This window comes from Microbacterium sp. B19 (assembly GCF_000333395.1).
Classification (GTDB): Bacteria; Actinomycetota; Actinomycetes; order Actinomycetales; family Microbacteriaceae; genus Microbacterium.
The window spans coordinates 1-10,432 of sequence record NZ_BADA01000102.1 but is presented as its reverse complement, the minus strand read 5'-3'; the positions used below and the strand labels follow the sequence as shown (position 1 = coordinate 10,432).

Sequence of the window (10,432 nt, the reverse complement as noted above, 5' to 3'; positions counted from 1 at the left end):
CAGCTTCCAGATTACCGGGGGAGTATTGTTAGGGGCGTTGTGGTGCAGGACTAGAGGAAGTCGACTGTCAGCAAAGCCAAAGCGAGGGTGGCCCGCCTTTCTGTTATGCGCATCCACCCAATCCTCATTGAAGTATTTCCTGAATATGTTTAGATAATCGTCGTCTCGACCATCGAGCGCACGCGTGACCGCGTCCGTGTCGACATCCACACCGCCCGCCCGGGCATCGTGATCGGTCGCCGCGGCGCCGAGGCCGAGCGCATCCGCGCCGACCTCGAGAAGCTCACCGGCAAGCAGATCCAGCTCAACATCCTCGAGGTCAAGAACCCCGAGGCCGACGCTCAGCTCGTCGCGCAGGGTGTCGCCGAGCAGCTCTCCGCCCGCGTGGCCTTCCGCCGCGCGATGCGCAAGGGTCTGCAGGGTGCGCAGCGCGCCGGCGCCAAGGGTGTTCGCATCCAGGTGTCCGGCCGTCTCGGCGGCGCGGAGATGAGCCGGTCGGAGTTCTACCGCGAAGGCCGTGTGCCCCTGCACACGCTCCGCGCGAACATCGACTACGGCTTCTACGAGGCCAAGACGACCTTCGGTCGCATCGGCGTGAAGGTCTGGATCTACAAGGGCGACCTCACCAACAAGGAGCTCGCTCGCGAGCAGGCCAACGCGCCCAAGTCGCGCGGTCGTGACGACCGCGGTGGCGACCGTCGTCGTGGCCCGCGCAATGAGGCCCCCGTGGCAGAAGGAGCGTCGGCGTAATGCTCATCCCCCGCAAGGTCAAGTACCGCAAGCAGCACCACCCCGGCCGCTCGGGCCAGGCCACCGGTGGCACCCAGGTGTCGTTCGGTGAGTTCGGCATCCAGGCGCTCACCCCCGCTTACGTGACCAACCGTCAGATCGAGTCCGCTCGTATCGCGATGACGCGTCACATCAAGCGTGGTGGAAAGGTGTGGATCAACATCTACCCCGACCGTCCGCTCACCAAGAAGCCGGCCGAAACCCGCATGGGTTCCGGTAAGGGTTCCCCCGAGTGGTGGGTCGCGAACGTCAAGCCGGGCCGTGTCCTCTTCGAGGTCGCGGGCGTGAACGAGCAGCTCGCTCGCGAGGCGCTCACCCGAGCAATCCACAAGCTGCCGTTGAAGGCACGCATCATCAAGCGCGAGGAGGGCGACGCGTAATGGCGATCGGCACCAAGCAGCTCGCCCCGAGCGAGCTCGACACGTTCGAAGACCAGCGCCTCGTCGAGGAGCTGCGCAAGGCCAAGGAAGAGCTGTTCAACCTGCGCTTCCAGTCGGCCACCGGCCAGCTCGAGAGCCACGGCCGCATCCGTGCGGTCAAGCGCGACATCGCGCGGCTGTACACGGTGATCCGCGAGCGCGAGCTCGGCATCCGCGCCACGCCGGCCCCGGTCGAGGCGACGAAGGCGAAGAAGAGCAAGGCGAAGAAGGCGGATGCCGCCGACGACGCCGCGAAGGAAGAGGCGGAGTAATGGCTACCGCGAAGAAGGCAGAGGCCGAGGCGCAGGTCGCTGGCCACGAGCACGCCGCCAACGACGTGCGCGACGAGAACGCCCGCGGTTACCGCAAGGCGCGTCGCGGCTACGTCGTCAGCGACAAGATGGACAAGACGATCGTCGTCGAGGTCGAGGACCGCGTGAAGCACCCGCTCTACGGTAAGGTCATCCGTCGCACGTCGAAGGTCAAGGCCCACGACGAGACGAACTCGGCCGGCATCGGCGACCTGGTCGTCATCAACGAGACCCGTCCGCTCAGCGCCACCAAGCGCTGGCGTCTGGTCGAGATCCTCGAGAAGGCCAAGTAAGCCTCGCGGCTGCTTGGAACCCAAGGAGTAACAAGTGATTCAGAACGAATCCCGGCTGAAGGTCGCCGACAACACCGGCGCCAAGGAGCTGCTGACCATTCGCGTGCTCGGCGGCTCGAACCGCCGCTACGCGGGCCTGGGCGACGTCATCGTCGCCACGGTCAAGGACGCGATCCCCGGTGGAAACGTCAAGAAGGGCGACGTGGTCAAGGCCGTCGTCGTCCGCGTGGTCAAGCAGACCCGTCGTCCCGACGGCTCGTACATCAAGTTCGACGAGAACGCCGCCGTGATCCTGAAGAACGACGGGGAGCCCCGCGGCACCCGTATCTTCGGACCGGTCGGTCGTGAGCTTCGCGACAAGAAGTTCATGAAGATCGTCTCGCTCGCCCCGGAGGTCATCTGATCATGGCGAAGATCAAGAAGGGTGACCTGGTTCAGGTCATCTCGGGCAAGAAGCAGAACAAGGGCGGCGACCGCGGCAAGCAGGGTAAGGTCCTCGAGGTCCTCACCGAGCAGAACCGCGTGATCGTCGAGGGCGTGAACTACGTCACGAAGCACAACCGCGTCGGCCAGTCCCAGCGCGGCACCAAGACCGGTGGCATCGAGACGTTCGAGGCCCCGATCCACATCTCCAACGTCGCGATCGTCGACCCCTCGACCAAGAAGCCGACCCGTGTCGGTCACCGCGTCGAGGAGCAGGTGAAGGACGGCGTCAAGCGCACCGTCCGCGTGCGCTACGCGAAGAAGTCAGGCAAGGACCTCTGAATATGAGCACCGACACTGCCGCGGTGGCTGGCAAGATCCAGCCCCGCCTGAAGCAGAAGTACAACACCGAGATCAAGAAGGCCCTGCAGGAAGAGTTCGGCTACGCGAACGTCATGCAGATCCCCGGCCTGGTCAAGGTCGTCGTGAACACCGGTGTCGGCGAGGCAGCTCGCGACAGCAAGGTGATCGATGGCGCGGTCGACGACCTCACCAAGATCACCGGTCAGAAGCCCATCGTCACCAAGGCCCGCAAGTCCATCGCGCAGTTCAAGCTGCGCGAGGGCCAGGCCATCGGTGCGCACGTCACCCTCCGTGGCGACCGTGCGTGGGAGTTCCTCGACCGCCTCGTCAACCTCGCACTGCCCCGTATCCGCGACTTCCGCGGTCTCTCGGCCCAGCAGTTCGACGGCAACGGCAACTACACCTTCGGTCTCCAGGAGCAGTCCGTGTTCCACGAGATCGATCAGGACCGCATCGACCGCGTGCGTGGTTTCGACATCACCATCGTCACCACCGCCAAGACCGATGACGAGGGCCGCTCGCTGCTCCGCCAGCTCGGCTTCCCGTTCCAGTCGGCGGACGCTCAGGCCTGAGCCCCCGGGCCCCCGGCATCCCGGGGGCCTCTCATCGAAGGTCGGCTGTCGTGTAACGGCAGTCGAAACCTCATGATCGAAAGAAGCAACACATGACGATGACAGACCCGGTCGCAGACATGCTGACCCGTCTGCGCAACGCGAACTCGGCGCACCACGACTCCGTGTCGCTGCCGAGCTCCAAGCTCAAGACGCACATCGCCGAAATCCTCAAGCAGGAGGGTTACATCGCCGAGTGGTCCGTTTCGGACGCCCGCGTCGGCCAGACCCTCACCCTGACGCTGAAGTACGGCCCGAACCGCGAGCGGTCGATCGCCGGCATCAAGCGCGTCTCGAAGCCCGGCCTCCGCGTGTACGCGAAGTCCACCGAGGTCCCCACGGTCCTCGGCGGTCTGGGCGTGGCCATCCTGTCCACCTCCTCCGGTCTCCTCACCGACCGTCAGGCCGAGCAGAAGGGCGTCGGCGGGGAAGTCCTCGCCTACGTGTGGTGATCTGACATGTCGCGTATCGGACGTCTTCCCATCGACATCCCCGCCGGAGTCACCGTCACGGTGAACGGCCGGGAGGTCGCCGTCAAGGGACCCAAGGGCGAGCTCACGCTCTCCGTGGCATCCCCCCTCGAGGTGTCGGTCGAGGAGAACCAGGTTCTCGTCACCCGCCCCGACGACGAGCGCGAGTCGCGGTCGCTCCACGGCCTGACCCGCACGCTCATCAACAACAACATCATCGGTGTCACCCAGGGCTACTCCAAGGGCCTCGAGGTCGTCGGCACGGGTTACCGCGTGGCGCAGAAGGGCAGCTCGGTCGAGTTCGCCCTCGGCTTCTCGCACCCCGTCCTGATCGACCCGCCCGCGGGCATCACCCTCACGGTCGAAGGCAACAACAAGCTGACCGTGAGCGGCATCGACAAGCAGGCCGTCGGCGAGGCCGCCGCCAACATCCGCAAGATCCGCAAGCCCGAGCCCTACAAGGGCAAGGGTGTGCGGTACGCGGGCGAGGTTGTGCGCCGCAAGGCCGGAAAGAGTGGTAAGTAGCCATGGCTATCAAGACAAAGTCCGCCGCCCGCGCGCGTCGCCACGCTCGTCTGCGCAAGAAGGTCGTGGGTACGGAGCTCCGTCCCCGTCTCGTCGTGACGCGTTCGGCCCGCCACGTCTTCGTCCAGCTGGTCGACGACAGCAAGGGTCACACCGTGGCGTCGGCCTCGACCCTCGAGGTTGACCTGCGTTCGTTCGACGGTGACAAGACCGCCAAGGCCCGCAAGGTCGGCGAGCTCGTCGCCGAGCGCGCCAAGGCCGCCGGCTTCTCGGACGTCGTGTTCGACCGCGGCGGCAACCGTTACGCCGGTCGTGTCGCCGCGATCGCCGAAGGCGCCCGCGAAGGAGGGCTGAACCTGTGAGTGACAACAAGGAGACCGAAGTGACCGAGCAGACTGCACCGACTGAGGGTGCGGCTGGGTCCCAGGCACCCGCCGAGCGTGAGCGCGAGCCCCGCCGCGGTGGTCGCGAGCGCAACGCCAACCAGCGTGACCGTGGGTCGCGCGACCGCAACGAGAGCCAGTTCCTTGAGCGCGTCGTGACGATCAACCGCGTCTCGAAGGTCGTCAAGGGCGGTCGTCGCTTCAGCTTCACGGCGCTCGTCGTCGTGGGTGATGGCAACGGCGTCGTGGGCGTCGGCTACGGCAAGGCCCGCGAAGTCCCCCTCGCCATCTCGAAGGGTGTCGAGGAGGCGAAGCGCAACTTCTTCCGCGTTCCGCGCTCCGGCTCGACCATTCCCCACCCCGTCCAGGGTGAGGCTGCCGCCGGTGTGGTGCTCCTGCGCCCCGCCGCCGCCGGTACCGGTGTTATCGCCGGTGGTCCCGTCCGCGCCGTCCTCGAGTGCGCCGGCATCCACGACGTCCTCTCGAAGTCGCTCGGGTCGTCGAACACGATCAACATCGTGCACGCGACCGTCGAGGCTCTGAAGTCGCTCGAGGAGCCCCGCGCCGTGGCCGCCCGCCGCGGTCTGGAGTTCGACCAGGTCGCCCCGGCCCGCCTCGTGCGCGCCGAGGCCGCCGCTCAGAAGGTAGGTGCCTGATGGCCGAGCGTCTGAAGGTCACGCAGATCAAGTCCAAGGTGAGCGAGAAGCAGAACCAGCGTGACACGCTGCGCTCGCTCGGTCTGAAGCGGATCGGCGACTCGGTCGTCCGTCCCGACGACGCGCAGACGCGCGGCTACGTCAAGACCGTCGCCCACCTCGTCAAGGTTGAGGAGATCGACTAATGGCTGACAAGAAGGACGAGACCGCCACGGTCGACGCCCCGAAGAAGGCTCCGGCCCGTAAGACGGCCGCGAAGAAGGATGCCGCCCCCGCGGCGCGCCCCGGCGTGCTGAAGGTCCACCACCTGCGTCCCGTCCCGGGCGCTCACACCGCGAAGACCCGTGTCGGTCGCGGTGAGGGCTCGAAGGGTAAGACGGCCGGTCGCGGTACCAAGGGAACCAAGGCCCGCTACCAGGTCAAGGTCGGTTTCGAGGGTGGGCAGATGCCGCTGCACATGCGCACCCCGAAGCTCCGCGGCTTCAAGAACCCGTTCCGGGTCGAGTACCAGGTCGTGAACCTGGACAAGCTCGCCGAGCTCTACCCCCAGGGTGGCGACGTGACCGTCGTCGACCTGGTGGCCAAGGGCGCCGTGCGCAAGAACGAGAAGGTCAAGGTGCTCGGCACCGGCGACATCTCGGTCGCGCTCAACGTGACGGTCGACAAGGTCTCCGGCTCCGCCGAGCAGAAGATCGTCGCCGCCGGCGGCTCGATCAACTGACGTATCACCCGGGGAGGGGCCGGCGGCCGTGTGGCCGTCGGCCCCTTCTGGGTTAGTCTGATTCCGAGTGCGCCTCGTCGCGCGCCGAGATCGTTCTGGAGGAATCCCCTTGTTCAGCGCCATCGCGCGGGTTTTTCGCACGCCCGACCTGAGGCGGAAGATCGCCTTCACGCTGGGCATCATCGCCATCTACCGGCTGGGTGCCCACGTGCCGACGCCATTCGTCGACTTCCCGAACGTCCAGAGCTGTCTCGCATCGTCGGGAAGCACCGAGGGGCTCCTCTCGCTGGTCAACCTCTTCTCGGGTGGCGCGCTCCTCCAGCTGTCCATCTTCGCGCTGGGCGTCATGCCGTACATCACGGCGACGATCATCGTGCAGCTCCTGCGTGTGGTCATCCCGCACTTCGAGACGCTGTACAAAGAGGGACAGGCCGGTCAGGCCAAGCTCACGCAGTACACGCGCTACCTGACGATCGCGCTCGCGCTCCTGCAGTCCACGACCCTCGTGACCGTCGCCCGGTCGGGTCAGCTGCTCGGCACGGGTGGTGCGCCCGAGTGCCAGCAGCTGCTCACCAACGACATCTGGTGGGCGCAGCTGCTCATGATCATCACCATGACCGCCGGCACCGGCCTGGTCATGTGGTTCGCCGAGCTCGTCACGGAGCGCGGTGTCGGCAACGGCATGTCGATCCTGATCTTCACCTCGGTCGCCGCGACGTTCCCGGCCGCGATGTTCGCGATCCTGAACACCCGCGGCGTGGAGGTCTTCCTCCTGGTCCTTGCCGTCGGCATCGTCGTCGTCGCGCTCGTCGTGTTCGTCGAGCAGTCGCAGCGTCGTATCCCGGTGCAGTACGCCAAGCGCATGGTGGGGCGTCGCACGTACGGCGGAACCAACACCTACATCCCGATCAAGGTCAACATGGCCGGTGTCGTGCCGGTGATCTTCGCGTCGTCGCTGCTCTACATCCCCGCGCTCATCGCGCAGTTCAACCAGCCGCAGGCGGGTCAGGAACCGGCGCCGTGGGTGACCTGGATCTCGCAGTACCTGACGCGCGGTGACCACCCGCTCTACATGCTGGTGTACTTCCTGCTGATCGTCGGCTTCACGTACTTCTACGTCGCGATCACGTTCAACCCGGTCGACGTCGCCGACAACATGAAGAAGTACGGCGGCTTCATCCCCGGCATCCGGGCGGGTCGCCCCACCGCCGAGTACCTCGACTATGTGCTCACGCGCATCACTCTCCCCGGTTCCATCTACCTCGGCCTCATCGCTCTGCTGCCGCTCGTGGCGCTGGCGACGGTCGGTGCCAACCAGAACTTCCCGTTCGGCGGCGCGTCGATCCTCATCATCGTCGGCGTCGGCCTCGAGACGGTGAAGCAGATCGACGCGCAACTCCAGCAGCGTCACTACGAGGGGCTTCTGCGATGACCGCACGTCTTCTGATCGTCGGACCTCAGGGTTCGGGCAAGGGAACTCAGGGTGTCCGTGTCGGCGAGGCCCTCGGAGTACCGGTCGTCTCCACCGGCGACGTGTTCCGTTCGAACGTCGCCGAGGGGACCGAGCTCGGCCTCCAGGTGAAGTCGATCATCGACGCCGGGAGCCTCGTCCCCGACGAACTGACGAGTGCTGTCGTTCGCGACCGTCTGTCGCAGGCCGACGCCGCGGAGGGCTTCCTGCTCGACGGATACCCGCGCAACCTCGCGCAGGTCCTGCACCTCGACGAGTTCCTCGAGGGACGTGGCGAGCAGTTGGATGCCGTCATCGCGCTCGTCGTGCCGCGCGAGGAGTCGCTGTCGCGTCTCACCGCGCGCGCGGCGGAGCAGGGTCGCGCGGACGACACCGAGGAGGCGATCGCGACGCGCCTCGGCATCTACGAGCGCGAGACGGCGCCCATCCTCGACGTGTACGGCACGCGGGGGATCGTCGACGAGATCGACGGCGTCGGCGACCTCGACGAGATCACCGCGCGCATCTTCGCCGCCCTCGAGGCGCGCGGCCTGCGTCCGGCGCGCTGACGTGGTCCTGCGCTCCTCGATCTACAAGAAGCCCGCACAGCTGCGGGCGATGGTGGAACCCGGCCTGATCACGGCGGCCGCCCTGGATGCCGTGCGAGATCTGATCGCTCCCGGGATCACGACGCTCGAGCTCGACGCCGCGGCATCCCGTGTCATCACCGAGCGGGGCGCGAAGTCGAACTTCCAGATGGTGCGCGGGTATCGGCACACGATCTGCGCCTCGGTGAACGACGAGGTCGTGCACGGCATCCCGAACGATCGGCCGCTCGAGGCGGGCGATCTGCTGTCGATCGACGCCGGGGCAGAACTCCGCGGATGGAACGGCGACTCCGCCTTCACGATGATCGTGCCCGGTGACGCCCCGGAGGAGCTGGTCGCTCCCCGCCGACGGCTGTCCGAGGTGACGGAGGGGTCGCTCTGGGCGGGAATCGCCGCTCTGAGCCGCGCGTCCTACCTCGGCGAGGTGAGCGCCGCGATCGAGGCCTACATCGAGGACAATGCCCCCGCCGGTGGCTACGGCATCCTGCGCGACTACGTCGGTCACGGCATCGGCCGCAAGATGCACGAGGCACCCAGCGTCTTCAACTACCGCGTGCCCGAGCGCGGTGCGGAAGTGCGCCCCGGACTCGCCGTCGCGATCGAACCGATGGTCGTCATCGGCGACCAGGAGACCCAGGTCGAGGAGGACGGGTGGACCGTCACCACCGTGGACGGCACCGCGGGCTCCCACTGGGAACATAGCGTCGCCGTGCACGATGGGGGTGTCTGGGTCCTCACCGCTCCCGACGGCGGTGCGGAGAAGCTGGCACCCTTCGGAGTGGTGCCGAAGGAGATCGACGCATGATGATGGCCGCTGCGCGGAAGTCCACTAACTGGTTCGCGATCGGGGTGACCGCGGCCGCCGTCGTGGTCGTGCTGATCATCGGCGGGGTCGTCTGGTTCGCCAACAGCCAAGCGACGTCGACGGGTACGGTCCCGCAGTCCTCCGCCGTGAACGGTGACACGGGTGCGATCGCGGTGGGGTCCGGAAGCAACACGGTCGACACCTACATCGACTTCATGTGCCCGATCTGCAACTCTTTCGAGCAGTCCTACGGTCCGACGCTGCAGCAGCTGGTCGACGACGGCAAGATCACGCTCAACATCCACCCGATCTCGATCCTGGACTCGCAGTCGCAGGGCACGCAGTACTCGACTCGCGCGGCGAACGCGGCGTACTGCGTGGCGGTCGACGACCCCGCGAACATCCCCGCCTTCGTGAAGGCGATGTACGCGCAGCAGCCGAAGGAAGGCACCGCCGGCCTCGACGACGCCACCCTGGCCTCGATCGCGAAGGATGCCGGAGCCTCGGATGCCGTGACCTCGTGCATCACCGGCGGCACGTACACGAAGTACGTCACCGCGTTGACGAAGAAGACGCCGTCGCAGACCGGTTCCGGTATCGCGACGCCGACTATCGCGATCAACGGCAAGGTCCTGGTCAACCAGACCGACTTGACGGGTGACCCGCAGAAGGACATCGTCGGTCGACTCAACGGCTGAACCGAGGCGGCGAGTTGCCGCATCGCGTTCTACCACGTATGCTTGATCTTTGGTGCGTTGCGCCTCCATTGGCGTGTCGCAGCACCGAATCCCCATCCACCGCAGACCGGCCGGTCTGCAATGAGCGTGAGCGAGTTTATGGCGAAGAAAGACGGTGTCATCGAGATCGAGGGCACGGTGTCGGAAGCACTGCCCAATGCGATGTTCCGTGTCGAACTGACCAACGGTCACAAGGTGCTCGCCACCATCTCGGGCAAGATGCGGCAGAACTACATCCGCATCATCCCCGAAGACCGCGTCGTCGTCGAGCTGAGCCCCTACGACCTCACGCGCGGTCGTATCGTCTACCGCTACCGCTGAGTCCGGCCGAGAAGTAACGATCCGCTCCGGCGGAATCGAAGACAGCGAACAGGAAACACCCCCATGAAGGTCAACCCCTCCGTCAAGCCCATCTGCGACCACTGCAAGGTGATCCGTCGCCACGGGCGCGTCATGGTGATCTGCAAGAGCAACCCGCGTCACAAGCAGCGCCAGGGCTGAGTCCGCGCGGACGCGGTCCGCGCGAACTCGACGAACGACTTCCAACTGAATACACAACGGCAGGATCAGAACCCGCGATGCGGGGGACACCTCGGGGCGGAGGCCCGGGCACCGATCCTGCTCCACACCTCCACGACACTCTGAGGAGAGCCGCATGGCACGTCTCGCCGGCGTCGACATCCCGCGCGACAAGCGCGTGGTGATCGCACTTACCTACATCTACGGCGTGGGCCGCACCCGCTCCACCGAGATCCTCACCGCGACCGGCATCAGCCCGGACGTCCGCGTCAAGGACCTCACCGACGACCAGCTGGTCGCGCTCCGCGACCACATCGAGGGCACCTACAAGGTGGAGGGGACTCCGTCG

19 protein-coding genes and 1 pseudogene are annotated in these 10,432 nt (G+C 66.4%); all 20 read left to right on the top strand.

What is annotated here, in order from left to right; genetic code table 11:
• Positions 1-171: 171 nt before the first annotated feature.
• Positions 172-750: pseudogene (gene rpsC / locus I5G_RS20385) on the top strand (30S ribosomal protein S3); the annotation flags it as partial.
• A complete protein-coding gene (rplP, locus tag I5G_RS03630; protein ID WP_022877836.1) occupies positions 750-1,169 on the top strand; it encodes a 50S ribosomal protein L16 in 420 nt (139 codons plus the stop codon). The pseudogene rpsC and the gene rplP, both read left to right, overlap by 1 nt.
• Entirely contained in the window at positions 1,169-1,480 is a 312-nt protein-coding gene (rpmC, locus tag I5G_RS26680) for a 50S ribosomal protein L29 (RefSeq protein WP_013584007.1), read from the top strand. Before rplP ends, rpmC begins: the two co-directional genes overlap by 1 nt.
• A complete protein-coding gene (rpsQ, locus tag I5G_RS03620) occupies positions 1,480-1,812 on the top strand; it encodes a 30S ribosomal protein S17 (protein WP_022877835.1) in 333 nt (110 codons plus the stop codon). The genes rpmC and rpsQ overlap by 1 nt, the downstream gene beginning before the upstream one ends.
• Before the next feature lie 34 nt (positions 1,813-1,846).
• Positions 1,847-2,215 carry a 50S ribosomal protein L14 gene (gene rplN, locus I5G_RS03615; RefSeq protein ID WP_013584005.1) on the top strand — a complete coding sequence of 123 codons (369 nt, stop codon included), beginning with the start codon at positions 1,847-1,849 and terminating at the stop codon, positions 2,213-2,215.
• A 2-nt stretch (positions 2,216-2,217) separates the two neighbouring features.
• Entirely contained in the window at positions 2,218-2,577 is a 360-nt protein-coding gene (rplX, locus tag I5G_RS03610; RefSeq protein ID WP_022877834.1) for a 50S ribosomal protein L24, read from the top strand.
• Positions 2,578-2,579: 2 nt separating this feature from the next.
• On the top strand, positions 2,580-3,170 hold the full coding sequence (rplE, locus tag I5G_RS03605) for a 50S ribosomal protein L5 (protein ID WP_022877833.1): 591 nt from the start codon (positions 2,580-2,582) through the stop codon (positions 3,168-3,170).
• A 92-nt stretch (positions 3,171-3,262) separates the two neighbouring features.
• Positions 3,263-3,661, top strand: a complete 399-nt coding sequence (gene rpsH / locus I5G_RS03600) for a 30S ribosomal protein S8 (protein WP_022877832.1) — start codon at positions 3,263-3,265, stop codon at positions 3,659-3,661.
• Between the two features lie 6 nt (positions 3,662-3,667).
• Entirely contained in the window at positions 3,668-4,204 is a 537-nt protein-coding gene (gene rplF / locus I5G_RS03595) for a 50S ribosomal protein L6 (RefSeq protein WP_022877831.1), read from the top strand.
• A gap of 2 nt (positions 4,205-4,206) precedes the next feature.
• Positions 4,207-4,566 carry a 50S ribosomal protein L18 gene (gene rplR, locus I5G_RS03590; protein ID WP_022877830.1) on the top strand — a complete coding sequence of 120 codons (360 nt, stop codon included), beginning with the start codon at positions 4,207-4,209 and terminating at the stop codon, positions 4,564-4,566.
• Positions 4,567-4,586: 20 nt separating this feature from the next.
• A complete protein-coding gene (gene rpsE, locus I5G_RS03585) occupies positions 4,587-5,243 on the top strand; it encodes a 30S ribosomal protein S5 (RefSeq protein WP_228162597.1) in 657 nt (218 codons plus the stop codon).
• Complete coding sequence (rpmD, locus tag I5G_RS03580; RefSeq protein WP_013583998.1) at positions 5,243-5,428, top strand: 50S ribosomal protein L30; 186 nt, start codon at positions 5,243-5,245, stop codon at positions 5,426-5,428. Before rpsE ends, rpmD begins: the two co-directional genes overlap by 1 nt.
• A complete protein-coding gene (gene rplO, locus I5G_RS03575; protein WP_022877828.1) occupies positions 5,428-5,964 on the top strand; it encodes a 50S ribosomal protein L15 in 537 nt (178 codons plus the stop codon). The genes rpmD and rplO overlap by 1 nt, the downstream gene beginning before the upstream one ends.
• 109 nt (positions 5,965-6,073) lie before the next feature.
• The gene (gene secY / locus I5G_RS03570) at positions 6,074-7,396 is read left to right on the top strand and encodes a preprotein translocase subunit SecY (protein ID WP_022877827.1); all 1,323 of its coding nucleotides are present in this window, start codon (positions 6,074-6,076) and stop codon (positions 7,394-7,396) included.
• Complete coding sequence (locus tag I5G_RS03565) at positions 7,393-7,983, top strand: adenylate kinase (RefSeq protein WP_022877826.1); 591 nt, start codon at positions 7,393-7,395, stop codon at positions 7,981-7,983. Before secY ends, I5G_RS03565 begins: the two co-directional genes overlap by 4 nt.
• Before the next feature lies 1 nt (position 7,984).
• On the top strand, positions 7,985-8,827 hold the full coding sequence (map, locus tag I5G_RS03560) for a type I methionyl aminopeptidase (protein ID WP_022877825.1): 843 nt from the start codon (positions 7,985-7,987) through the stop codon (positions 8,825-8,827).
• Entirely contained in the window at positions 8,824-9,525 is a 702-nt protein-coding gene (locus I5G_RS03555; protein ID WP_148286389.1) for a thioredoxin domain-containing protein, read from the top strand. Before map ends, I5G_RS03555 begins: the two co-directional genes overlap by 4 nt.
• Before the next feature lie 138 nt (positions 9,526-9,663).
• On the top strand, positions 9,664-9,885 hold the full coding sequence (infA, locus tag I5G_RS03550; RefSeq protein ID WP_013583992.1) for a translation initiation factor IF-1: 222 nt from the start codon (positions 9,664-9,666) through the stop codon (positions 9,883-9,885).
• A 63-nt stretch (positions 9,886-9,948) separates the two neighbouring features.
• Positions 9,949-10,065: a 50S ribosomal protein L36 gene (gene rpmJ / locus I5G_RS03545; RefSeq protein WP_005050492.1), complete on the top strand. Its 117-nt coding sequence runs from the start codon at positions 9,949-9,951 to the stop codon at positions 10,063-10,065.
• Between the two features lie 154 nt (positions 10,066-10,219).
• The coding region (gene rpsM, locus I5G_RS03540; protein WP_022877823.1) for a 30S ribosomal protein S13 at positions 10,220-10,432 on the top strand (213 nt) is incomplete at its 3' end.

Coding starts and splice junctions, on each gene's coding strand:
- rpsQ (WP_022877835.1), top strand. CDS start 1,480: ATGGCTACCGCGAAGAAGGCAGAGGCCGAGGCGCAGGTCGCTGGCCAC.
- rpsH (WP_022877832.1), top strand. CDS start 3,263: ATGACGATGACAGACCCGGTCGCAGACATGCTGACCCGTCTGCGCAAC.
- rpmJ (WP_005050492.1), top strand. CDS start 9,949: ATGAAGGTCAACCCCTCCGTCAAGCCCATCTGCGACCACTGCAAGGTG.
- rplE (WP_022877833.1), top strand. CDS start 2,580: ATGAGCACCGACACTGCCGCGGTGGCTGGCAAGATCCAGCCCCGCCTG.
- I5G_RS03565 (WP_022877826.1), top strand. CDS start 7,393: ATGACCGCACGTCTTCTGATCGTCGGACCTCAGGGTTCGGGCAAGGGA.
- infA (WP_013583992.1), top strand. CDS start 9,664: ATGGCGAAGAAAGACGGTGTCATCGAGATCGAGGGCACGGTGTCGGAA.
- rplO (WP_022877828.1), top strand. CDS start 5,428: ATGGCTGACAAGAAGGACGAGACCGCCACGGTCGACGCCCCGAAGAAG.
- rpmC (WP_013584007.1), top strand. CDS start 1,169: ATGGCGATCGGCACCAAGCAGCTCGCCCCGAGCGAGCTCGACACGTTC.
- rplX (WP_022877834.1), top strand. CDS start 2,218: ATGGCGAAGATCAAGAAGGGTGACCTGGTTCAGGTCATCTCGGGCAAG.
- I5G_RS03555 (WP_148286389.1), top strand. CDS start 8,824: ATGATGATGGCCGCTGCGCGGAAGTCCACTAACTGGTTCGCGATCGGG.
- rplF (WP_022877831.1), top strand. CDS start 3,668: ATGTCGCGTATCGGACGTCTTCCCATCGACATCCCCGCCGGAGTCACC.
- rpmD (WP_013583998.1), top strand. CDS start 5,243: ATGGCCGAGCGTCTGAAGGTCACGCAGATCAAGTCCAAGGTGAGCGAG.
- rplR (WP_022877830.1), top strand. CDS start 4,207: ATGGCTATCAAGACAAAGTCCGCCGCCCGCGCGCGTCGCCACGCTCGT.
- rplP (WP_022877836.1), top strand. CDS start 750: ATGCTCATCCCCCGCAAGGTCAAGTACCGCAAGCAGCACCACCCCGGC.